Below are 25019 nucleotides of genomic sequence, written 5' to 3' on the forward strand. Positions count from 1 at the left end.
AATATCACTCACTATTGCTGTATTAATAACAAATCCTGAAGCTCAATAGAAGAAATCTCTTTCATCTTTTTATTTGCTCTTCTACTGATTTCATATTCCAAATTTTGTTCATAAGAGACTACATATTCTTTAAACCTATTCAAAGCTTTTTCTTGAAGATGATTTACTTCACTTTCTATATATGTTCGTGTTGCCGCTCTTATATTTTCAATCACTCCGTTTATCTCTTTCTCAACAAGTGGAGTTACCTCATCCTTTAATTGCTCTAGTTTTCTTTCAGCTAATAATTTATTGATAAAAGGAAATCCCGCCATTGTAATAAAAGGAAGTAATAGTCCACCACTTACTATCGCCATAATCGTACCTGCGCCTGCTGTAATAAGTCCACTTTTAATGGCCATATCCGCTGAACCTGAATTCAGTTTAACAGAAGTATTAATCCCTTCTATTTGACCAGAAGAGTGTTTCAGTCTTAAAACATTCATTTCTTTTTGGAAAAGAGCAGAAAAGCCCTTTACTATTTCCTGTTCTAGTTTCTTTAGTAGTATATCAATTTGTGGAGAATACTGATTAATCCATAGCTTACTTTTATTCTTTATTATTAAAGGGATATTCTTCTCTACAAATGATTGAAATTTTGCTCCTTCATATATATATATATTTTCTCGAATTGTTTCTTTTAGATCTGTTTCTAAATGAGAGATAGATTTAAATGTTAGTGAAATGATTTCTTCCTCTCTATTTTTAATATAATCTGCAAGTGTTTCTAGATAATTGGATGTTTTATCAGAAAAAGTTTCTAACTGTTTTTGTGCATCTTCTAGTTCCTTTACGGACGCATTTCGAATTACTTCAATTGCTTGGATTTCTTCTTCTACTTGTTTAAAAATACTTTTAACCCTTTTAGAGAAGAACTCCAATTTTGCATGAGAAGCATCCCCATCATTTAGTTGGTCTAATAGATAGGTCGTAAAGTTAGTAAAGTCCGGTTCCTTATCATTTACTAAGGCATCTCTAGAGGAAAGAGGGAATAGTTTAAAAGGCTCATCTCCCATTATCTTTCGCAAGCGAGAATCCATATAATCCTTTGTTTCTTCCCACTCTTCTTCATCTAGTCGGTCAATGAAATTAGCAACAAAGATAATTTCTCCAAATTTCAACTTGAGAACAGTATCTTTTAGGTAGTCTAATTCTGTTTTTCGAATAGGTGTTGTCGCATCAAACACAAAGATAACTATACTTGATCTCGGAACATAACTATATGTTACATCTAAACGGTGTTCGTTTAAGTCACCTACTCCAGGTGTATCAATAAGAACGATATTTTCAGACAAATGGTTAAGAGGCATCTCGATATCAATGTGATGAATTTGCTTTATATCTTCTCCCTCTTCAAAAGTGAACTTTCTTAAACCAGCATTACTTAATTCTTTACTTATTACCTTTCCATCTTGCATAACGATGTCCATTTTAGAATGATTTTGTGTATGTTTAATAACATTAATGGTCGCAGTAGTTGGAGTTACATCAGATGGCAATAAAGCTGTTCGAATAAGTGCATTCAGCAAGGTAGATTTACCTCGTTTGAACTCTCCTAATATCGTGATCATTTGTCCATCTGATTGAAGATCTGATATTAAATCAATGAGAGTACTTTGATAAAGTGAATTAGGTAGTCTGTTGTTTAGTAATCCAAGTAAGTTCTCACATTGATTCATTAAACTCTCTCTCTTTTGCTCATAAATATCCATCGATGTCTCCCCTTGTTTGATTTATTAAGTTGATTGCATTTTTTCTATTTTTCTTAAGTTGATTACTTAGGTCTTCTAAATATTTCTTTTGTTCTTCAACTGATCTCTTCTCGACCTCTTTTTCTAATCTAACTTGATGTAGCTCTGTTTGAAGATTTAATGTTTTCTCATTCACTTCTTCTTCAAAAACCAATTCAATTTTATTGATAATATTTTTCCATTCCACTCTAAATTGTCCAGTTATGTTACTGCGACTATCATATAAACTTTGTTTCACCTGTTTTTTTAGTTCATTTATTTTTTGGTTACGTCGATAAGTAGTAACGGTTTCTGCAATACTATCACCAAAGAAAAATGCACCTAAAGCTGCACCAATTCCACCTATTACAATTAAAGCAGGAGCAAAAATTAATGCACCTATACCAAATCCCGCAGCACCCATTACTAAGCCGAACATGTCATCCTTACTTTCATATAGAGATAGATCGAAATTATGATTCATTTCCAGTTCTAAATTAAAAGCGCTTTTCACAGCTTTGTTCAGTTCTTGCTCTTCAGAGTTTAGTAGCTTATAAGCATTTGTTACATGCTCCTCAATGATTTTACTCTTTATTTGGTTTAGGTTTACTTGGATATTATTCTTCTGTGTACTTGCCTGTTTGTTAAGAAATGCTTTAATCTCTGCATCCTCAAGACTCCCACTATATGTGTCTAGAGATAGAACAATCGATTCTATCATTACTCTTAATTGCGATTCAACTTCTCTTATTAAAACATCTTCTTCACTCTGTAAATTCTCTAGCAGACGATTAATTATTCCTTGTGCATGATATTTAAATTGTGTAATTTTAGGGTCCAATTCTGCTATTTTATGATTAATTTCTTCAATCTCCATTTCAGATGCTGAGACTCTAAGTGCGATGGAATCAGTGAGAAGGTCATCTATCTTCTTTATAAGCCTTCTTAGTGGTTTTTCTAATTTAGCATGACCTTTTTCGAATTGAAAAAAATAGTATAAATCTTTTTCCAATTCGAAAAACCCAGTATCCTCCATTTTATTATATCGTTGAGTCTTTACCTTGAAATTCTCCCCTTGTTCAAGACGTCGGATAGTTAACGCATCCATAGAAGAAACTAGATATAAACGCGGTTCAGGAATTAATAATTCCAATTTCTCACGAATATAATTCATTACTTTTTTTTCATCCTCTGTCTTTAACAACCGATCTTTAAAATTAACAACAAAAAAGACCTTGTTGATATGCTCACTTAATATTCTATCTTGTAGAAACTCCATTTCAGATGCACCAAATGGAGTAGTTGCGGATAATAGAAATACTACGGCGTCGGATTTTGGAACAAATGAAAATGTAATCTCTTCTCGTGTTTCATCAATATCATTGGTTCCTGGTGTATCATAAATTTCAACACCAGACTCACAAAAATGATTTGGATATCCGATTTCAGCCATAGATATCTTTTTAAAGTATTGTAATTCTTCTTGATAACGCTGAATATCTTCTAAATCTTCTTCATCTGGTTCCCTTGGTGCACACAGTTTACGAAAATCTGACTCTTCTAGTATCTTTCTTGGTTCATCTTGATTTCGAAAAGATAGAGAAAAGCTAGGAGTCTCTTCATAAAATATACGATTAATCATAGTTGTAGTAGGTTTTACTTTTGAAGGAAGAACATTCTTTCCTAAAAGAGCATTGATAAAAGTAGATTTTCCACGAGAAAATTCACCAACTACAGTTAAAGTAAAGGATTGGTTTTCTAATTGCCGTATCGATTCCATTAGATACTGACTAACCTCACGAACTTTCAATTCATTTGCTATATCTAACACTTCCTGTAGAAAGAAAAGTGCCTGTTGTTTTTTATATTCGAAATCTTGAAGATTCATATAATTTGACATAAATACCTCCATGAACATTAAAAATAAAAGTTTTTACTTCCTTTATTCTTTCTTAGGAATTTAATAATATAATAACCCATCTTCCCTCTTAAACTATTTTACTATATTTATGGTTTTTTTTTACATCAAATAGTAAAATATTATCAAAAGAACTTTTTTTGAAGGAGGATAACTAAATGGATTATTCAAATATTGTTGGTGGAGATCTAGAACATATGACTGTAGAAACAAATACATTTGGGAACAAAAATATGTATGATAATGGGCAACTTATTGCTACTCAAAAGTCGGGAGTTTTCCCTGAAACAACAGCTACATATGAAAATGGACATCAAATTGCTGGAACTAAAGAGAATATTATTAACGGAATAGATATCATTCAAGATGGAGAACATACTGGGATAATAAAAGAGGATATAAATGGAGATTTAAGTCTTTATGACTCAAATCAAAATAAACTTGCTTATATGGATCCAGAAGGTAATGTAAAAAGTGTAATGAATCATATGGATCCATTATCACAAGTCGATCGTGTTAACTTCCAACAGTTAAAGTTTTATGCGGAGGGATAAGAAAGAGGAGAAGACCGTACAGTTTGTGTTCTAACTTGTACGATCTTTTTTTAAATTTACTCTTAATTGTAAGTTTGGTGATTCTATGGTAGAAATTTATAAAACGAACACAATAAGTCACAAAAATTGAAGATAATCCCTTCATATGTAAAGGTAGTGCACAAAAATAACGAAACTACAATTACTTCAGCTTCCTTGCCAATTTTTGTATTAACTCTTGATCTCATTCTTTAGCTTTTTATTAATGGAACAATATCTTTGACTGGATAAACCATATGCTTATCAGGTTACTGAAACTTATTCCTTCTGCTTTCGTAGTTTCCATAAGTTTGGGATTGTTAGTTTAGTTCACGAGTGGAGCATCACTTCTTTTCCATATATACGACTATTACAAAGCCGTATATGTACCTTTTAAAATTGCGTCCGCCCAAGTAGTAATCACATCTATATCTTTATTATTGATTCGATGGTAAGACAAAAAAGGTGTTAGAATAGCATACTGCACTTTTTCATTCCATTTTCTAATACCAATTAAGAATGTTTTTGGTTCTTCCATATTCGGATTAACCCTATGTGTATAGTTTTGTTGTACCATAGTAGTATCGTATTCTTTAAAGATGAAACCAAAATCCTCATATACCTCTTTTAATCGAAAACTACCTCTTTCATGACCAGCATACACCCAACTAAGTATCATTGGATAGCGATTATACATTTCCTTAATGAGCATTTTACGCTTTGATTGATTACTTTTTTGATACTCTAAATATGTACTTCTAGTGAATGGTAGATCATCAAGTCCCATCCATAACCACCAAACAGGAACCATTTTCCTACATAAGACTGAATTCCTGATGATTCCCCTTATGATATCATTTCTTTTTGTTTAAAAATGTAACTTCAATAGAATTAAGCTTTCTAGCAACTATGGACACTTACATCTCCCAATCAATTCCTCCAGAGAAAATACTAACCAATCCCTTATGGATACACATCACACTAATCTATTAAAGACTTGTGTGAAATATTAGGAGACCAAGCAATCAAGACTACAGATTAAATTGGGCTCCATTGTGTAGAGATTATCCATTTATATGAAGTTATCGTTGAGATATTGTTCTAGCATATTTTTTAGGTTATGTAACCCACCACTGTTCTCCAAGATTTTCTGAATCTATTTTTGCTTCTTCTCTGACTTTATTCAAATTATCTTGGTATTTCTTAAACCTATTTTCAGATTTATATTGCATAATGGATATGTTCTTTTTATCTTCCTGAATTAACTTAACATCCTGTTCCCCAAGGTCTATTAACTTAGTTAATTGTGTATTAACATGACCCTCACGTATTATCACTTCTTTTATATTACACTTTAAATATTTTCCAATTCATTTATATTCCTTCTATAGCATATCAAGCTTCCAGGGATAAGCATATTTGACTTTTACCGTCTTTTACTAATATAGACCATACAAAAACAGCATCAGATAAATCCGAATGCTGTTTTTTTATTAATATTCAAAGTCTTAGCCGAGTTTTTAAATTTCCTATCACAATGGATACAATTATACTCGAGTACTGTATTTATATATTAAAGTTTCTCAACGTGGGAACCTAAAAATACTTGAACATTAGTTGTTCCACCAGATACATTTTCAAATGAAGAAGCCCCAACTGGTAATCCCCAAAAACGAACAACATCGTCTTCAAAAACTTCTCCAGCAGACTTAAATAATAATAATTGATATGATTGAAAATCATCATCTATTAAATGAATTATTGTAATTGTTTCATCATCTTGCGTAGATTCCTCAATTGATACTACAGACCCTTCAAAAGTAGTCATTGTTTCTAAATATGGATCTACATTTTTATTCAAATGTTTAGAGCTTATTGTAGTATCAGTAATACTTTTTGCTTTATCAATATCCTCTTGACTAATTGCAGGAAACAAATTATAGTTTCCGACTATAAAATTAAAACCTCTATCACTTAATTCAACAACTTTATCTGTAAGTGCTGGTAAATATAATTGTGCCATCAAAGCATATCTTTGTTTAGCATTTTCTTCTGCCTTTGCATTTGCTTCTTCTGCTTTTTGCTTGTCCTCAGCTTCGCTAGATGTCTTTTCCTCTTCAGTCATTTCAGTTTGAACTGTAGAAGGTTCTTCAGCGCTAGTAGTTTTAACAGTATCATCTGGATCGCTGCTACTACCTATTACAATAAAACCAACAATTACTAGAGCAAATGAACCACCTGCAAATTTAAATTTTTTCTTAGATGCTCCATCTTTTTTAATAGTAGATATTATTCCTGTAATTGCAAAAAATACTAAACCAAAGACACCAATCAATAATAAAATAATTCCAAGTGCTCCCATTAGGATTTTCCCCCACAAATAAATTTATGTATATAACGAAATAATATTATATTATTTAGGTATATCAGTCTATAGTTTCGACAAAAATAGACAATAATGTTAATCTCAGATATTCCCCCAGATACTTTAACCTCTTATTATCAATTAAGTAATCGAGTAGGAGGCGCCTTACGGCTCCGACCTCTCACACCACCGTACGTACGGTTCGGTATACAACGGGTCAAAAGTTTATGAAATTACTAGTAGTAAAGATTTTAAACCCAAGTTTCTCCATTATAAATTGTTCATAGCTTGATCTAAGATGGGGAATTGGACATTCTTCCAGTAACTCTTCCTAGAATTTGCATTCTTCCATGATTCCTTTCTTGATATCCCTAGATTTTTGAGGTTTTTATATTTGGTACGAGCCTTCTTCAACTATTTCTTCCATCTACATGCTCTTAATCTTCGTCTGATGTGTGCATCCAATACTTTTGAGTAGACTTATAAGTTGGCAATCTTAAAGTAATTTCCCCATCCCTGTATCAGTTGGTTTATTTTTCTGATTCTGTATTCCATACTTACTCCCCAATTGCGATTGGTTAGTCTTTTAAGCTTGTCTTCCAGTCTTTTCTTGGTTGTCTTAGGCAGATATACTTTAGTTTCCCCCAAGATTTTATAGAAGCTCATTCCTAAGAATATACGTGCCTTCGGCTTTCTCACTGCATTCTTTTCCTCATTTACCTTTAGCTTTAGTTTGTTTTTCAATGTCTTTTCAACTTTTAACCCGTTCACTAGCCTTTTGGGATTTAACATAAATATTACTATCATTCGCATACCTGACAAAACGGAGTTCCCGTTTTGTCAGTTCCTTATCTAATTCATTTAACATGATAATACTAAGTAGAGGACTCAATGGTCCACCTTGCGGTGTTCCTTCTTTGTTCACTGTGACTGTCCCATTTTCCATGATACCTGCTTGAAGGTATCTTCTTATTAACTTTAAAATTGGTTTATCGGAAATAGACTTAGCTAGAAGGGACATCAATTTATCATGTTGTACCCGGTTGAAGAATTTCTCTAAATCCATATCTACCACATAGTTATACCCGTCTTCTATATATTAGCTAGCTTGTTCTATAGCTTGATGGGCACTTTTATTTGGTCTAAAACAGTAACTAAATTGGCTAAATTGCAGGTCGAAAATAGGCGTTAATACTTGCACAATAGCCTGTTGAAAGACTCTATCCATAACTGTGGAATACCTAGATTGTGCAAACCACCATTTGATTTGGGAATCTGAACTCTTCTAACTGGTTTAGGTTTGTATTTACCTTCTTTAATCAGTTAAATTACCTCGGAACCATTTTCTTTTAAATATTGGCGAGTAGCTTCTATATCTTTCGCATCGACTCCAGCTGCTCCTTTACTTCTTCTTACCTTTTCAAAAACCTGATTCAAATTATTCTTGTTTGTTATCATTTCGATTAATATTTTCTAGTTTCCATATTATTTCTATGTTATCGAGATTGCATAAAGTAACTCCACACCAGAAAAGATACTCCTGTTTTCCGAACGGACTGTCCTTTCTAATCAATTGTTGGCTGTGTCTTTGTTCATTTTATTAATAACTCTAACATAGTCACTCCTTTCGTTCTTTCATTCCGTCCTTCCCCATTTAGAGGATGGGGACTATAACATCTGCTGACTTCTCTTAATTCAGCTATTTATCGCTAAATAGGATCTCTAACGAGGTATTAAGAGATCTCCCAGGGTAAGATCATCCACTGTCTCCTCATTCTATCTGCAACATTTATCCCTATCTCATCTGGGGATATTTTGGACTTTGTTTTGTTTTGCAAACTCATCCTGTGATAGAAACCTCAAATGGGATTCTTGTCCCTCAGCCCAAGGATTTATCTAGAGCTTCCTTCAGATTCCGTGTTACCATGGACACCATTGCCTTCGACTAATGGTTCGTATATCCCAACGCCCATAACGGACTTGCACCTTCTAGTTGATGAACATGCCTGGCACACAAAATAAGCCCATCACCAGTTAAGGTCATGGGCTTACTAGTTATGCTCCCCGTTTATTCCATGGGCGCGTATCCGGGAAAGTGATTAGTCCTCTCTTTTTCAACATCCGTTCCAACTTTCCTGCTATACCACACTGGGTGCGATCAGTCCACACTTTAGTCAATATTTTTGATTCTCGTTGTACATCATCGTGATTTCTAAGTTTACCGGAGTCAATTAAACCCTTAATGTGCTTCTCCTGATTTTTTGAATAACGTTTTCCCATAACAAATTCAACACCTTTCAATAGTCTTACTACAGACTATGCAAGGTGACAGATTAAAATTACACAAAATTCCCCTTAATATATTTTATGCAATTGCTAACTCAAACTTTACAACTTTTTTAAAAAAATTATTTACAAAATTTTTGTAACTATTCCCCTTCAATCAATCATTAATCAGTAGGTCAAGCATATATTTGTTAGTAAAAATCCCCTACTAGAAAGGAGGTAGATTGAATATGGAAAATTTCTATCGCTTTAAAAACATGAGGTTTGATAAACAATTATTTACAGTAATCTTTGGATTATTAATCATAGTTGGTTTACTCGCGCAACAGTTTTCTTCCTTAAACGTACTAGCTGAACCATTATTAATCATACTTGGTTGTCTATTTGTTTGGATAAATGTTAGTTATGAGAACTCAATAAGAAAGTTAATCGGTATATGCATTATTACTTTTTTAGGATCATTGACCTTACTAAAATGGCTTCCTTTTTCTCATGCTTTAGCTGAATTTATTATTTATCCTATGGGAGCTTTGTTCCTCTTGGAATTTACACGTGTTGCAAAAAAGGATAAAAAGGCCTCATTCTTATGGCTATTATTCGTTCCTTTAATTCTCGGAGCAGCTGCTGAACAATTTCTGAGTAATGCAGAGTGGGTTCCATTTTTCGCATTTCCTATCGCCTGGCTATATATGGCTCTTTACGCTAATGCCACTACTTTTAAAAGTACAATGAAATACGTAGGAGCATTCTTGACTGTATTACTTGTGGGTATCTATATATCAGTCGATATATTAGCTTTAGATTTTGTTAATGAAATGTTTGAAAATGAGGAGATTACACAAGTATTTGCACATAGTGATACCGTACCTTTTGTCCATTTAGCTGTTACAGCCTTCTTCATTCCATTTCTGGTCACTTGTTTAATATGTTACTTGATTGCAAATAATCGAGAGAAGAAATCAATTGATGCCTAGCCTAATTTAACAATATCCCAATTAAAAACAACCCACCAAGTATCCGTATAAAATCCTATACATCATCCACAGGTATCCTTGTGAAGAAACCAATTTATTAATCAGCAAGATATAATTATAATATCTATCAATTATTAGATTTAATAATTGATAATCTACCACCCAAATTTAGAAATTTAACATGAATTTAAAAGTCTGTGTTCTAAAAAAGTTAAGACAATTACACCAGCTTTCATTTAATATCGAAGCTGGTGTTTTTAATGAATGGAAAAACGATAGAGAAGCGCAATAAAGGAAAAAAATAAGCATCCTCCCATGCAATGAATAACAGCTGGAACTAATAAAGAAGGTGCCAATCATCATCTTCAGTAAAAAAAGTCAGATAGTAACCTCTCTTTTTAGCTTTCTACCAATATACCTAACATACTCATTAACTGGATATAGCATAACCTTATCAGATTGTTCGAACTTAATTCCTTCTATTTTCATCATTTCCAGCAGTTGTAGAGTCGTTAGTTTACCTTCATAAAGTATATCAAATGAATGAAGCACTATTTCCTTCCATTTCATTCGTCCATTTATAAAGTATCCTTCTCCATTAACATAATGATTCAATAATTCATCCAGCATCCATGTTGGTATTCTTTTTATTAAGCTATTTCTTTCATTTCTCCAACTAATAATTTTTTTCTCTTTCGATTCCGTTCTGTTCTCATCTTCTTGCTCAAAATACTTTGTCATATGCCGAATCATTTGCTTATACTGATATGAATCTTTAAAGTTGTTATCTTTAGTAGTAGAAGCTATTTCTCTTTTTAAATCAGAATTCATTTGTCTTTCACTTCGACCTATAAATGGAATATCCTCTATACTACCATCATATTCCATTGTTTTTTCTTCTGTCTTCTTTCTCTCTTCTTCCTCAATTCTAAGATTTTCTCTATACTTCCTATCTTCTTCTCTCTTCCTTTGCTCTTCTTTTTTTCTATCTTCTTCTTTCTGTCTTTCTTCTTTTCTCTTCCTTTCTGCAGCTTGTTGTTTTCTCATACTTTCCCGTAGGTTATATTCCTGTTCTAATTCTTTTCTCCATTCTTCCATATAATTTTCTTCATCTTCATCGCTGTAAATAAAATCAGAATATGTACTATTAAACTGCAGAGCTTTGTCTATTGGTATTGTTATTGGCTTATAAAGTGTTTTTGTTTTCCTTTGTTGTTCTTCTTCATGTAAGAAGCGGATAATACTAATTTCACGCTCATGTGGAGCAAAATAAGCAATACTCTTTACTGATCTATTTAAGGGTTTATTGTCAAACAAAACATCAATAAGATGGCTTTCCATCCTACTTATATATTCTGTCCATAAATAGTCTTGCTTGCTTTTTTTAACACATAATAATTCCCCTTCCACAATTGATACATAATTTATATCATGTTCATAAGCCATCCAATAGCGATCAATTAAGAATATGGGAGTGAATTGCTGCTTTATGTATGCGTCTCTACGTTTAGCTAAACTTTTAGCATATTTACTATCAGTTTTAAGTCCAGTTATGTAATCTATTGCCCACATTTGGCCATTAGGAAATTCTAAAATAAAATCTGGAACAAAAGATAATGTATTTCTATGACCATAACCATCCTTAATAATTATATTCTTTAATTTACATATTCCTTCTAAATAGGTTCTTAATATAGCTTTACCAGCCCTATGTTTTGGTTTATCTTCTAGGCTTTCTTTCTGATTTTTATATGTTTTATGGTTCTCACTAAACGAACATGATTTCTTATCAAAATGTCGAAAGAAAAAAACTTTTTCCTCTGAAAGAACCATTTTTACTCGTTCATTACAACAGACACACCGAAAATCCCCTTTTTGTGAAAATCGACGATATTTATCATTTAGATGGTTTTTTATCTCCTTACGATCTATTCCTTGTACTTCATACTCAAAACATAACTTTTCAATATCTATTTCGCTATCATTCAATAATGCAATATTCATTTCCTATCCCCCAACAATAGTTAAGTATATTTCATTACTTCAATTTCTATTGAGCAAGTCTTAGATGTAATTTATAAAGGTAGAATACTTCATCCGTACTGGATTGAGAGTGTTAATAGATTACCTCAAACCTTGTTTTTTAAAGAATTATAATCCACTTCACCTTCATTATTCATATCCGTTATTTTAGTTTTTTCTCCATTAGAACTAACTCGGTAGTAACCCGTATCATCATGATGGAAAGCACCTCCACAATTATCTAAATATGCCTTACCATATGCACTTTCAAAGTCAAATGGATTAATCCCTAATGTTTTCTCAGCTTCAATGATAGCCATCTGTATAAAATCAGCAGATAAATTCGCTCTACTCGTTTCTAACTTTTTAGCAAGGTATTGCAATCGAAAATTTGTTTCATTCTCAATAGAAACTGAGAACTTTATTGGCTTTGGTATTTTCTCTTGTTCTAGCATTGCTATACGTTCTTCTACATACTTTTTTATAACACTCAAATGATTACCTCCTTAATTACAATAAAGATTATTTAAAATAATTTAAATTTAATTATCAAATTTAATATACTATTCATGGTAATACTTGTCAACTTAGTATGTATTGTTTATAAATGCAACCCATTTAAACACCAAATGGATGTGAATACTGTGTAACAAAACAATAGAATCTATCTTAATGTTAAATATCTATACAGAAGCTCTCTAATATTGCTTTGAACAAAGAGGTAGAGCTAGATAAGTAGTACCTTGTTCGCCAATAGTCTCAAGCTTCTTTGATAGCCTCTCCTAGAAGAATTATTTTCATAAAAAATAATCCCCATCTAGTTGATGAGGATTTCCACTTTAGCCTATAAAAATTGTATAAACACTTTTCGTCATTAACGTTAATAAATTAGTAACTTTCGAAAACCACTCCTACTTGAATGTCTATCTAAGGTGTATCTTTCAAAAATTACTAATTTTTCAAATACATGACTATTTCTTTATAATACTATTCAATTTTAATAACTCTAACTCTAGTAATCTCAATATTTCTTGCATGGTTGCACCTTTATTACCTTCATTCACCACATTTACAAGTATATCTTTAAAATCATTATTCTGTAGATTTTCCATTTCAGCTCTCCATTTTCCCCTTTACATATTCTTTTTTAAGAATCTCTTTTCTCTTATTTATTGTTTTTAATAATACCAACTCTACTTCTTGTAACTTACTTAAATCTGTATCTTGTAATATATAGCGTACAGTTTTCTTTAATGATTTGGGCAACTGATTAAACTCTCCCAATTGTATTTCACCTCTGACTAAAACGTTCGTTATCACTAACACTATTCTACCACATTTTTCCCTCTATGCAATCTACTGGAAGAAAATACATATTTATTTCATATTCTATTAGATGTTACTTTAGTTCATTAGCAATCTTCTTTAAATAGTGTGGTATTCTTATTTCTCTTTGACAATTCCTACAATAGATAACTTCAACAGAGTTCAATGATATATAGTTGTGTAAGATGTAAGGAGTTAGCTGATTGGGCATACCACAGTTTGAACAAAAGAATAAATAGTTATGTTTCATCTTATTCATCCTTCCCTATTATTGATCAATAAAATATAAGTCTTTTATTATATTTCTATGTACCAAATTTTATGTTCATGGTCATTTTCCCTATTTAATAATTATACAAACACCTATGAAATATTATGGTTTAACACCTTGATAAAGAACTCTTAATATGCTGTTCAAAAAATATTGTTTATCTGCATTATTTATTTAATCTTAGACATTATTAATTTATTTTTTGGCATTCCACTATTACCTTAAACAATACTTATGCTAAAAATTTTATTCTCTTGCTACTCTAATAACTCTTCCTTACTAAAAAGGGAAATCAACTATTATGTTAATTTCCCTTTTTGGTATTAAACCAATGTGTGAACACCTATCTCTTCTTCAACAATATCTACAATTTTCTGTACATAATTCTCTGCTTCTTTTTCAGTAGCTGCTTCTACCATTACTCGAACTAATGGTTCAGTACCAGACGGACGAACAAGTACTCTTCCATTGCCATTCATTTGTTCTTCTACTTCTTGGATAGCAATCTTAATTCGACCATTTGTATTCATAAGAGCTTTATCCGTTACTCTTACATTTTTTAAAACTTGAGGATATGTCTGCATCTCACTTGCTAGTTCTGATAAGGACTTGCCTGTTGCTTTCAATATTTGAACAAGCTGCAATCCTGCAAGCATACCATCTCCTGTAGTAATATAGTCTAGGAATATAATATGACCAGATTGCTCTCCGCCAAGATTGAAACCAGATTGTCTCATCTCTTCCATTACATAACGATCTCCTACACTTGTTTGGCTACTGTTAATTCCTTGGCTTTCTAAAGCCTTATAAAATCCCAAGTTACTCATAACAGTAGAAACAACCGTATCCTGCTTTAACTTTCCTTGACTCTTCATGTAATTCGCACAAATATACATGATCATATCTCCATCTACAATGGCTCCATTTTCGTCAATAGCGATTAAACGATCACCATCTCCATCAAAAGATAAACCTATATCTGCACCTTTTTCTGTAACAAATGCAGATAATGCTTCTGGATGAGTTGAGCCTACCCCAGCATTAATATTATAGCCATTTGGAACATTCCCAATTGAGAACACTTCTGCATCCAAATCTGCAAATAGTTGTGGTGCTAAGGAAGAGGTTGAACCATTTGCACAATCCAGTGCAATTGTTAAACCTTCAAAATCTTCATCTATGGTATTTTTTAAGTAAGTTAAGTACTTAAATTTATACTCATAATTAACCATTACTTGTCCAAGATTTGTTCCAGTTGGCCTTGGTAGTGTGTCTTCTTGTTGATCAAGTAACCCTTCAATTTCTTCTTCTTGACGATCTAATAATTTAAAACCATCAGGACCAAAGAATTTAATCCCATTATCCTCCACTGGATTATGAGAAGCAGAAATCATGACACCTGCCTGTGCTTTTAATTCTTTTGTTAAGTAAGCTACTCCTGGAGTTGAAATGACTCCTAGCTGAATCACTTCAGCTCCAGTAGAAAGTATTCCAGCCATTAGTGCTGATTCTAGCATACTACCGGAAATGCGTGTGTCTTTTCCTATTACTACTTTGGGTTTATCTTGATCTTTAGTAAGTACATAGCCACCATATCTACCAACCTTGAATGCTAGTTCTGGTGTTAGTTCTTTATTTGCTATTCCTCTAATTCCATCTGTTCCGAAGTATTTTCCCATGTTAACTCCTTTATATATCTTTCTATTGTAAATCCTATAATAGTCTTTCATTACACATTCTACCTTAAGGTAATTATATACATAATGGATAGGAATTTGAAGATAGATAGAGTTATTTAGATAGAAAAAGAAAGGTTGATATTTTCTCTTCTTATAGTATAAGGTAATAGGAACATTTTTTTATACAAACATATTAACGTCTTTCCAAGAAATCTAGCGTTGTGGAGGGCTGGTTAACATCCACCTATTGTAAGGGTATATGGATATCAATTCGATCATAGATATGACCTGACAACTGATTTCGGTAGACTTGAATTTGCCTTTGGAAACAAGTGCAATAATGATGAAGAGAACCAAGGTATCCACATGGACAAGGATTCATAGCACATACTAGGATAAAGAAAGATCGATACGTTAAAGTAGAATGCGCACGACTTTTTGTTACTACACCCGGTTCGAGTAGTTGACGGGGCATACCAAGCGTTTTTTTGAAGAATTCTGCAATCTCGTCGAGAAAAAGTACCCCATGATACTAGTTAGATAACAAGAAAACTATATATTGAATTATATCTAACCTAAAACACTATATATTGTATCTTATTCACCTTTTTTATCTTCATATAATGATGTTTTTGTAAGAATAGTATGCGTGTTAGATGTATTTATATAAATAGGCAAATAAAAATAGCCCACCACCGCTTTAAGGTGATGAGCTTCTATTTCATACTTATTTTATATTCATATTAATTACTAAGCCTTCTTGTTCTAACCGAATCTTATTTCTTAACAAAGCTTCGATTAACTTATGCCATAAATCATAACTATCATCATTCAACAGTGCTGTTAGTTTATTGGCATACTCAGGTGAAAACTGCATGCCATATTCAAGGTATTTATTATATGTGTACTCGTCCATAAATAAAGGCTTTAGATATGAGAAATAATTTCTTCGCAGATGTTCAAATATTAATATACCACCGTAATCTATGTCTCCCCAGTGATAGACCTCAACAGAATTGTTTGATTGTTGTATAAAACCCTTAAGCTTATATAGTAACTTTCGTAAAGCATGATGAGGATATCCACCTGTATAAATGGTTAGTATATGATCAGTGTTTGTAAATTTACTAGAGCTTAAAGTATCTTCTACTATTTTCCCATTTAAGAATTCATGATAAGCAGTTAAGTTTTCAATAAAGAGGATTGCCTTAGCATTTATATCTTTGATTTCTAACTCTTTAATAGTTTCAAAAGAAAGGCCAATTCCCCCAGGTAACTCAGCAACATCTACACTTGAATTTATACTATTAAATATCAAAGGCCCTGAAACTAAAGATATTTGAGGGTTTTCCACAATACCTATTGAATCCAGATACTCGATATCAGTGTCAAGTTCTATGTCACCAAAACGTTTATAAATAGAAACTAATCTACTCTGTACATGTTTTTCTATATACTTAGTATCGTTAAACAATTGATGACTAAGCACTCTTTTCATCGTCCCCTCATCCATTGTCGGAAGAAAAAGAAGAGTTTTGACTAAATCCTCATAACCTTTTGGATTATCGATTTCCAAACCTGATGTTTGATTCTTCGATAACGCTTCATTATAGTAATCCCAGAAATTCCTTACCCATTGCCATGGATGCTCTGATAAAGGGCTAAGGATTGATTTGATATCTTCCAACTTCTGTTGTTTAGGAATAATTTCCGCAATATCATATGCATTACCGATAGCATCAAAATTAAGATATACTTTGTCAATCTCTTCGCCCTCTTTAAATTTTGGCCATTTGACTTCAATAATCTCATTCTCTTGAAGTTCAGCGAGTGCTTGATGAATCCACTCTCTTTTCCGATAATTCATTTCATCAAAGTAATCTTTAGAAAGTGAATTATTGAGTTTCTTTATCGCAAACTGAGGTCGCTGCAAGCTTACTTCTCCTGTTCTAAACGCCTTACTTGTTTCATACTTCTTCAGAAGCAAAGAGAGAACCTTGCTCTTGTACTCCTTGATTTTTGCTAGTTCCTGTGTCAATTCCGTCATTATCACTCACCTCTCTATGTATCATATCTGTAAAGCATTCATAGCCTTCTCTATGAACTACGATGATTGTTGAAACTTCTGTTGCCATGTTTGACAGCTTCTCATCCGGTACAGCAGCTATTAATTGAAAGTTCATATTTTTAATTAAGCGTAAGCTTGTTTGTATTCTTTCTTCGTCCATTTTATTAAACGCTTCATCAAAAACAACTAGGCGCATCGTTTTATCAGAACTATATAACTGATTAAATGAGGATAATATGGCAATATAAAAAGGTGTTTGTGTTTCTCCACCGGATTTTTCTTTAAGCACTTGTGAAAACCTAATTCTACTATTTGTAGTAGTAATTATGATGTCAAAGTCAAGGTAACGACGATAATCAGAGAATTCCTCCTGGTCACCAATCTCTCCTTTAATTAATAACTCGAATAGTTCATGTAAAGACTGATCTTTTGCATCATCCGGTATATCAAATAATGAGCCTTTTTCTACAACTTGAGGATCCATGATAATTTCATAGAACCTTTTATATTTTTCACTTGGTTTAAATTCAAATTGATAACTTTCTTGGTGGAAAGGAAATCTTTTAAGTGCATCATTAAGTTGTTGAAACTGTCTCTTTGCACCGTCTATTGCTTCTTTCATTTTATAGATGAAGTGAGATTTAAACTCTTCTTCAGATTGCTTAAGAGCTTCGTTTAGCTTTTCTTGATAGGAATCAATGTCAATATCGATTTGCTCTAAGAGCATCTGATACTCATCATTGTGCAGAGCCTCTTCTTCTCCATTAAAATTATGCTTAACATTATAATCATGTTTCTCGTTTCTGATATCTTTATTTAACCTATTATCCGCTTGAGTACGATTACCTTTTTGGTTATTAACCCAGTTTTCTATTTTCTTATCTAGCGGTAATTCTTGTTTATCTGCTTCTTTTAAACGTTCTAAAGCCATCCGATACATTTCTTCGGAGTTCTCATTCTGCCAAAGAACAACTTGTTGCTCGTATTCTTCCAGGTTGCTCTTAGATTGATTTAACAAATCTTCTAAAAAATTAAATCTTACTTTTTTCTCTTTGATCTCCCCAATAAGATATCTAACTTTCTCTTCTAATTTCTCCTCCCGATCCTTCCAGTAAAAATAATCTTCCTCTAATTTTTTTAATCTACTAAGGTCTAGTTGAGATAATTCTTTTTTAAACTTTTCTAGATTATCTTCTAATAATTTTATAGTATTCGGTAATTCAATTTCTTTTCCCAGTTGAGTATAATAGCTACGTTTTTCAATTAGCTGCTGTTCCCAATCTTCATATAGACATTTCAGTTGTACTAACTTTTTGATATCTTGCTCCGTCTTATAAAGTTCTTCTTTCTTAAGCTCTATCTGCCTTGGTATAGCTTTAGAGCCTATAAAAGGTATTTGGTATCTTTCTTTCTTAATTTGTCTCGCTACTAGGTTTTGATAGAGCATACAGCTACTCGTTATACCTGCCTGATGTTGACTTAACTCTTTTTCAGAGTTAGATTTCATTACTTTCCCTAACAAGTGTTCAATACGAGCTTGAATCACAGGATTTACTGTTTCTAGTTCTTCCGCAAGAGATCCTTGCCTCAAAGAGCCAAGATATTTACGCTCTTTTTGCGTATTTACTAAACCGACACCCTCTATCTTGTGATTCCACTTTTCAGCTTCATAAATAGATAAAGCTTCTTCAAAGTAATCCGGTTCTACTAATAAATCAAACTTTTGGGTGTGTAAATAACCCTCAACGGCATTACGCCATTCTTCATTTAAAACTTCCATCTCCTCACAAAAAATCCAAACCTCTGATTTTTCATTTAATTTGCGCACTAACAGTTCTTTTAACTTACTAATAGAAGCAGGATACGTTCTTTTCTTATTTTCTAAATTTCTTATTTCATTTACTAACTCAACCCGTTTCGCTTTTAATTCATCTATCTTCTTATCTGTATCACTTTTTGCAATAATAAAGCGGTTATAAAGTTTTGATAATTCTTCACCAAGTTGATTTAACTTTTGCTGTTTTAATGGTATTTTTGTAACCGTCGATGACTCTAATCCATTAGAAATTGATTCTAATAGTAGCAAACCCTCTTTCAGACTGTTTTGCTCTCCTAGCTGCCACTTCCAGTATTCATTATCCGATATGTTGGTTAACCTGTTAATCATATTTCTTTCCTGCTGTAAATCGTTAATCAACTTTACTAAATCTTGTTTGTAAATTTCTAGTTCTTTTAACGTTGTATCAATATCTTTATGTAACTCTTCTTCTCTCTTTTTTTCCTGGTTATTTTGCCATTTTTGAAAAGCTACTACTTTTTTGTCTTTTGCCTCGTTATGTTGATTAGAAGTAATGTTCTTCTGATTAGTTAACTCTGTAATCCTGTCATCTAATTGCTGTTTTTTACTTTCTAATTTTTCATGTTCTTCTTCCTGCTTAGCGACCGTTAATCTCTTGATTACATATTCCTGTTGCTCTACAGTATCTAACAATTTCTTATATTGCTCAAATAGACTTTTAATTTTAATTAATCTGGTCTGCCTATTTCTTAAATCATCTAATTCACGCTTATATTTTTGATGAACCTCAAAGTTTTCTTTCATGATGTCCAACTGTAATTCTTTCTTATCCAAAATATAATCGTAAACAAAATCCCTTACATTATGTATTGGCTTAAAGGACAATGCCTTTGAAAAAGAAGAGAAAAAGCGATGATTCACTTGACCCATTCTATTTAATAACGCTTTTTGGTAACCATCTTTTGTTCTCTCTAATACCGAACGATTTTTCAAACTGTTTACATAGCGATGAAATTCATCACGGTTTTTTAATTGGCCTGTCTCTTTCAAGTACTCAATATCTTTCAACTCGCAGTTATTAATAATAAAATATTCTTGATCCGTTGAATCGTCTCGATAAACATCGATGACAACACCGACAACAAAATAATCTAATTTCTTCTCATCAAAGAATTCTGCCATCAGATAAGTGGTAAAATCACCTTCTCGGACATACCTTTGGTCATCACTACCTATCTTCCCTCTTAAATAACTAATTAGGGAGCGTTTTGCATCATCGTGGGCAGAGGAATTAAAGCGTATCATTTTCAAGTTCGCAATAAACAAGACCTGTAAGGCATCAATAATTGTTGATTTACCTGCAGCATTTCTACCTGTTATCATTGTTTGACGCCCAAACGGAATCTCTTCATCTTTAAAATAATGCCAATTAATCAGCTTCAGTTTCTTCATCCATTTCATTTTCATCCTCCTCTCCCGTTCCCACTTCATAACGCAATATCTTTTGATTTAATTGTTGAATGGATTCTCCATCAATTATATGTAACCAACTATGAAACATACGAAATCTACAATCATCTGAATGCCAGTCTGAGTCGATTGGGTCCAGCAATTGATAGCTAGTGCATAAACGTATATGATCACTTACTTTAGATTTTGTGAAGCTAGGTAAGCGAAATGTTTCGTATTTTGCCCTTATTTCATATAATGTTGTGACCGGAAACTCTGATAATGAAAGCCCTTCTCTTTTATCCTGATAAATAATTCTAAGAACTAGCATCCATATACTTTCTTCCCGACTGAGCCTTTTTCGATGGCTCCCCTTTTGAGAAGATACAAATATAGTTTCATGCCTATCATCAATAACAAAATCCCACCCTAAAAACTGAAAGAAATCTTCCATTTTCTCCTTGTGGCGATTTGCTAAATAATACGAGTTACGATCCAACTCCTTAACAAGAAAGTTGGTAGAAATTAATTTATTTATAACATCTTGTAACTCTTTTTGCTCCGTCTCACTTATGCTTGTAAACATGGGTAACACCTCTTTCCCTTTGGCTATTGCGTATTACCTTACGATCATCAAAACGATATTCGCCAATATGTAAGATTCTTTTTTCTTCGTTACGCACTAATCTATACTCCGAATGTTGGTCATACCCATATAAATAAACGAAAGGTAAATAGATATACTCTTCAACTGTTTTGGGTGCTAGCTCACTCATACCTATTTCCTCACGATCTCCTAATCGTTCCATCACAAAGGTATTAACCTTTTCCTTAGTAATGGCGTTCTCAAGTCTTTTAATATTAATATCTCTGATTTTCTTTTTTACTTCATCAGAAATAGGGACTACTGTGTGCGGTTGTGCTTGATGAGTAGCCTTCTTCTTTCGCGGAGTAAGCAATGATTTTTCTGATAAATTATCTACATTATGTAGTCGAAAAACGTTACTTAAAAACTCATCCCAAAAATCTTGTGTTTTTTCATAACTTTCTAAGACGGTAGCAATTTGCTGGTCCAGCCCTTGATTATGTTGTGTTAAATACCTAGCACGGTCATAAGACGATTTAATGTATTGATGATGCCTAATATCAATTTGTTCATATAATTCATCTAGACTGTCATAGGTCTCCTCAATGAATTGTAAAGATTGCCTAATTTTAAGCTCCGCTTCATCTTCGTTTTTATATAACTCTGATTTCATAGCATCCTCTATTGCTATGTTTAGCAAATCTTGGTTTAAAGACCACCTTTGCACCGTTTCTAATATCTTACTTCTATACCTTGCAACATGGTCGGACGTTTTTAATCTATGATAGCTTTTATCTACAATTTTCTTCATATATACATCGAAATGGTGATCTAATACTTCTTGAAGAGACTGTTTACTTATTACTTGTTCCATATGATTTTTCATATTGTTAATCAGCAGACGTAACTCTTCTAATAACTGCTCTGTAATCCGTTCCGCTTCGATAATAGCAATGCTAGGTTGTCTTTCCATCCCATCGTTACTTAAAAGCTGATACGTACTTAACGCATAGCTTTGGTATTCTATCGATCTCACCTGGCAAAGATCATGCAGGACACTTAACATACGAATAGAGTAATGCGGTAATATGATATACTGCTTAAAATTATTCCTGGTTTCTACATCAATCCATTTTAAATACAATAGTTTTCTTAATAGCGCATTCGCTTTAGCCCGATGCATATTTTCTATTTCATTAGATTCTAAATTGCTATCATCTTCTAACTCGAATTGAACTCCAGATTCCTCTTTAACTTCTATCAACTCTTGCAATAAATCTCTCATTATATCGTAGTCAATTCCGATGCGGTTAATCTTGTATTGTTCATATAATTCTAGAATTGCTTCAGCATATATTTCTTTATTACTCCCAGTAAACAAGGAAAAAAATCGGTCTGGTAACACATCAAAAAGCTTCATTTTTCTAGTCCCCATACTCATTAAAATAATAGTTAAATTATACCATACTCATCTTTACCCAAATTTAATTTCTAGTGTTTTAATCCCATAAGGTATAATAAAAGCCCATTACTAATAAAGGGGTAATAGACTTTCAAAAATAGGCCAGCTTATAAAAACAACCAGTTATATTTCATCCTCTTCATCAAAGTATTCAGAAATAAAAGACCACTATCAAGCAGCCTTTTATTTTATTAATTTAGAACTCTATTAAATGCATCTAGCGAACACGGATTAAAGGCTGATACCTAATACCAACTTCATTTGTAATTTCTTCATACACATTTATAGTGTCCTGTGGGTCTTCTACTGATACTAACAGGGCAAAGTCTTGCTCATACTCTTCTGGCACGTCCCAACGATGCGACATTCGTAATTGGATTGACCAAAGTCCACCCGCAAAACTTCTTTCAAACTCCTTCTCAACCCTTATTGTTGGGGAGAATTTCATTTTATATGAAGGCTCAAGTAACTGTGATACCGGGATCTGCACTTCTTTTTCTTGACCATCATCACCAATTTTAAATAGATTCATATTAAGATGAGTCAAGGAATAATCCATTTGTTTTCTTCTATCTGTGATGGGGTTCCATACCAAAGTAACACGCAACTTTAGTTTTTTTCTACCACTTCTTGTTGTGTCATTTGCTAAAATAGACGGTACCCAAAACGGAATCTTCACATAAGTTTGTTGCGGAACAGACCCCTCATATACGTAAGTAGCCTTACTTCTTAAAGATTCTAAACAATTTTCAATATCAGGAATGCCAAATCCAATATGTTCAAGCTTATTAGTTCTACCGTATGTTTGTATTTCATTTGGATGACTTGAAAAATGTAAAAGAAGGCCTTTAACTAAATTAGCAGAAACATCTGGAATTTTATCAAATAATTCCGCTGCATAAGAAGAAACTAATGGGGCTGAAAAACTTGTACCAACATTATAGGCAAGGTCACCAGGGTTTTCACCTAGCGCTACCGAATACAGTCTTTGATCAGGATTCCCACTTGTAGTTACATTTCCACCGTCTACAACTATTTCAGGTTTTAAAGTTCCGAATGATCCTGGCCCTCTTCTTGAGAAGGGAGAAGGATGGTTAATCCCGCCCAATGCACCATTCTCAGTCTTAGTCGCAACTGACCCCACTGTAATTCCTAAGAAATTTTCACCCGGAGGTAGTATTCTAGTAGCATCATCTGAAAAATAATTAGGATAAGGTGTATTAATCATTTTTTGATATAAGGAATTGATATTCCCTGCTGAAGTAATAAACAATACATCTTTTTCCTTACTTATTGCATCCAATTCTGCTGCTATTCTTGTTACCTGTAAATCACTTAAGGTTGTTTCGTCTGTAACCGGATTTAAAAATCCAAGAGACAAGTTATACACCCTAACTTCTTGATGATAATCCCTTACTGTTTGCCTAATCACATTAATTAACTCAGATTCACTCAATGATACCGTTTCACCGTTTGTATCAGTACCAAAAACACGAATGTCTAAAACTTTAACATGAGGTGTTAGTTTACCAGTTGCTAATTGATCATCAACATTTTCCCTAAATATTGCACGGCTAGCTACAAAACTCCCATGATAGGTATTATATCCATCCGCCAGTACAGCATTTAACCTATTAATTATAAACGGGTCAAAATATCGATTCCCTTCTACCGTTCCAGAATCAAATATACACACTTTAGCGTCTCCCTCAATATCCTTTATATTTAAAGTTTGTATATTTCCTGCATGCGGATGATTCATTGGTAAAACAACCCTGGGAGAAACGTCCATTGAACGTATAGAATCAAGATTCTGAGCTAATGCAAGAACACCTTCCTGATTTGCCTCAACCTCAACAACAACACTTCCAGAAGTATGGATATATGATGATTTTATTCGTCCATTTTTATCTATTAACTCCCCACATTGTTCTATGAAACCAAGTTCTAATACTTCACGTGGTAGATTACTAAAAGATTCGATTGTAACTTCAAATTTCTCCTCCGCTTGCCCTTCAACCTTCTTTCTTAATTGAGGACTTAATTTCTCAAAACCGTCTATATTGTTAAGCTCTTCAACAAAAGAGAAGTAACTTCTTCCTGTATGTTCATCTGATTCAGAATACTGACGAAGTCTAGACGATAGATATGGTATATCGTCTTTCTTAATAAATCCATATCCTGTAGATTCATTGATCACATCTAACACTGTTATTTGCGCATTGTTTTGTAAATTCTTGTACCTATCTTTAATTTTCTCTCCTGGAGCTAATTTGATTTCTAAGAAAGCCCTATCTTTAACAACATCTTTTGTAGTCTCAATTCTTTGGTTTATCGCTCTAAGCCCTTTGAGTAAAGATTGTCCATGAGAATAATAATCGTTTCTTGTATACGATCGTCCACCCCCATCAAAATCAGTATTTCGGTTTACAACACTGTCCGAAGATATTCTAAAATGTGGTCTATCTGCCATT

Annotated in this window: 22 protein-coding genes and 1 pseudogene; 2 read left to right on the plus strand and 21 right to left on the minus strand. The window is 32.9% G+C overall.

All coding sequences use genetic code 11. The annotated features are described in order from the left end of the window. Positions 1-11 precede the first annotated feature (11 nt). Both F9279_RS04945 and F9279_RS04950 read right to left on the minus strand, forming a co-directional pair. Complete coding sequence (locus F9279_RS04945; RefSeq protein ID WP_152111687.1) at positions 12-1751, minus strand: dynamin family protein; 1740 nt, start codon at positions 1749-1751, stop codon at positions 12-14. Beyond that, positions 1738-3669, minus strand: a complete 1932-nt coding sequence (locus F9279_RS04950; protein ID WP_193224456.1) for a dynamin family protein — start codon at positions 3667-3669, stop codon at positions 1738-1740. The genes F9279_RS04945 and F9279_RS04950 overlap by 14 nt, the downstream gene beginning before the upstream one ends. A gap of 176 nt (positions 3670-3845) precedes the next feature. Here F9279_RS04950 and F9279_RS04955 point away from each other — a divergent pair, with 176 nt between their 5' ends. Then, positions 3846-4241 (plus strand): hypothetical protein, encoded by a 396-nt coding sequence (locus tag F9279_RS04955; protein WP_152111689.1) that lies wholly within the window; start codon positions 3846-3848, stop codon positions 4239-4241. 388 nt (positions 4242-4629) lie between these two features. Here F9279_RS04955 and F9279_RS04960 read toward each other — a convergent pair whose 3' ends face one another. From F9279_RS04960 to F9279_RS25590, 8 genes are all read right to left on the minus strand, one after another. Further along, positions 4630-5046, minus strand: coding sequence for a hypothetical protein (locus F9279_RS04960; protein ID WP_152111690.1), 417 nt, complete (start codon positions 5044-5046; stop codon positions 4630-4632). 331 nt (positions 5047-5377) lie between these two features. Continuing rightward, a complete protein-coding gene (locus tag F9279_RS04965; RefSeq protein ID WP_152111691.1) occupies positions 5378-5596 on the minus strand; it encodes a hypothetical protein in 219 nt (72 codons plus the stop codon). A 236-nt stretch (positions 5597-5832) separates the two neighbouring features. Further along, entirely contained in the window at positions 5833-6621 is a 789-nt protein-coding gene (locus F9279_RS04970) for a hypothetical protein (protein ID WP_152111692.1), read from the minus strand. A gap of 483 nt (positions 6622-7104) precedes the next feature. Then, a complete protein-coding gene (locus F9279_RS25580; protein ID WP_226793252.1) occupies positions 7105-7395 on the minus strand; it encodes a group II intron maturase-specific domain-containing protein in 291 nt (96 codons plus the stop codon). Continuing rightward, positions 7376-7690 carry a reverse transcriptase domain-containing protein gene (locus tag F9279_RS25585; RefSeq protein WP_264298224.1) on the minus strand — a complete coding sequence of 105 codons (315 nt, stop codon included), beginning with the start codon at positions 7688-7690 and terminating at the stop codon, positions 7376-7378. The genes F9279_RS25580 and F9279_RS25585 overlap by 20 nt, the downstream gene beginning before the upstream one ends. Before the next feature lie 33 nt (positions 7691-7723). Then, positions 7724-7852 carry a hypothetical protein gene (locus F9279_RS25910; protein WP_264298225.1) on the minus strand — a complete coding sequence of 43 codons (129 nt, stop codon included), beginning with the start codon at positions 7850-7852 and terminating at the stop codon, positions 7724-7726. A gap of 95 nt (positions 7853-7947) precedes the next feature. Further along, positions 7948-8082 carry a hypothetical protein gene (locus F9279_RS25915; RefSeq protein ID WP_264298226.1) on the minus strand — a complete coding sequence of 45 codons (135 nt, stop codon included), beginning with the start codon at positions 8080-8082 and terminating at the stop codon, positions 7948-7950. Positions 8083-8679: 597 nt separating this feature from the next. Next, positions 8680-8904: a hypothetical protein gene (locus F9279_RS25590; RefSeq protein ID WP_226793258.1), complete on the minus strand. Its 225-nt coding sequence runs from the start codon at positions 8902-8904 to the stop codon at positions 8680-8682. A 236-nt stretch (positions 8905-9140) separates the two neighbouring features. Here F9279_RS25590 and F9279_RS04980 point away from each other — a divergent pair, with 236 nt between their 5' ends. Beyond that, entirely contained in the window at positions 9141-9884 is a 744-nt protein-coding gene (locus F9279_RS04980) for a hypothetical protein (RefSeq protein WP_152111693.1), read from the plus strand. A gap of 378 nt (positions 9885-10262) precedes the next feature. Here the strand turns inward: F9279_RS04980 and F9279_RS04985 are convergent, their stop codons facing one another. From F9279_RS04985 to F9279_RS05025, 11 genes and pseudogenes are all read right to left on the minus strand, one after another. After that, the gene (locus F9279_RS04985; RefSeq protein WP_152111694.1) at positions 10263-11888 is read right to left on the minus strand and encodes a cell envelope integrity protein TolA; all 1626 of its coding nucleotides are present in this window, start codon (positions 11886-11888) and stop codon (positions 10263-10265) included. A 125-nt stretch (positions 11889-12013) separates the two neighbouring features. Further along, positions 12014-12400: a hypothetical protein gene (locus F9279_RS04990; RefSeq protein ID WP_152111695.1), complete on the minus strand. Its 387-nt coding sequence runs from the start codon at positions 12398-12400 to the stop codon at positions 12014-12016. A 477-nt stretch (positions 12401-12877) separates the two neighbouring features. Beyond that, entirely contained in the window at positions 12878-13018 is a 141-nt protein-coding gene (locus F9279_RS25025; protein ID WP_193224457.1) for a hypothetical protein, read from the minus strand. 1 nt (position 13019) lies between these two features. Continuing rightward, positions 13020-13190, minus strand: a complete 171-nt coding sequence (locus tag F9279_RS25030) for a hypothetical protein (protein WP_193224458.1) — start codon at positions 13188-13190, stop codon at positions 13020-13022. Between the two features lie 636 nt (positions 13191-13826). Next, complete coding sequence (gene glmM, locus F9279_RS04995) at positions 13827-15182, minus strand: phosphoglucosamine mutase (protein WP_152111696.1); 1356 nt, start codon at positions 15180-15182, stop codon at positions 13827-13829. Between the two features lie 244 nt (positions 15183-15426). Continuing rightward, positions 15427-15699: pseudogene (locus tag F9279_RS05000) on the minus strand (ATP-binding protein); the annotation flags it as partial. A 210-nt stretch (positions 15700-15909) separates the two neighbouring features. Beyond that, positions 15910-17229, minus strand: a complete 1320-nt coding sequence (locus F9279_RS05005; RefSeq protein ID WP_152111697.1) for a Wadjet anti-phage system protein JetD domain-containing protein — start codon at positions 17227-17229, stop codon at positions 15910-15912. Beyond that, positions 17150-20509 carry an ATP-binding protein gene (locus F9279_RS05010; protein WP_193224459.1) on the minus strand — a complete coding sequence of 1120 codons (3360 nt, stop codon included), beginning with the start codon at positions 20507-20509 and terminating at the stop codon, positions 17150-17152. Before F9279_RS05010 ends, F9279_RS05005 begins: the two co-directional genes overlap by 80 nt. Beyond that, complete coding sequence (locus F9279_RS05015; protein ID WP_152111699.1) at positions 20478-21083, minus strand: DUF4194 domain-containing protein; 606 nt, start codon at positions 21081-21083, stop codon at positions 20478-20480. The genes F9279_RS05010 and F9279_RS05015 overlap by 32 nt, the downstream gene beginning before the upstream one ends. Further along, a complete protein-coding gene (locus F9279_RS05020; RefSeq protein ID WP_152111700.1) occupies positions 21064-22503 on the minus strand; it encodes a Wadjet anti-phage system protein JetA family protein in 1440 nt (479 codons plus the stop codon). Before F9279_RS05020 ends, F9279_RS05015 begins: the two co-directional genes overlap by 20 nt. Positions 22504-22762: 259 nt before the next feature. Further along, positions 22763-25018: a S8 family peptidase gene (locus F9279_RS05025; RefSeq protein WP_152111701.1), complete on the minus strand. Its 2256-nt coding sequence runs from the start codon at positions 25016-25018 to the stop codon at positions 22763-22765. Between the last annotated feature and the right edge of the window lies 1 nt (position 25019).

The organism is Bacillus sp. B1-b2 (assembly GCF_009183415.1).
Classification (GTDB): Bacteria; Bacillota; Bacilli; order Bacillales; family Cytobacillaceae; genus Niallia.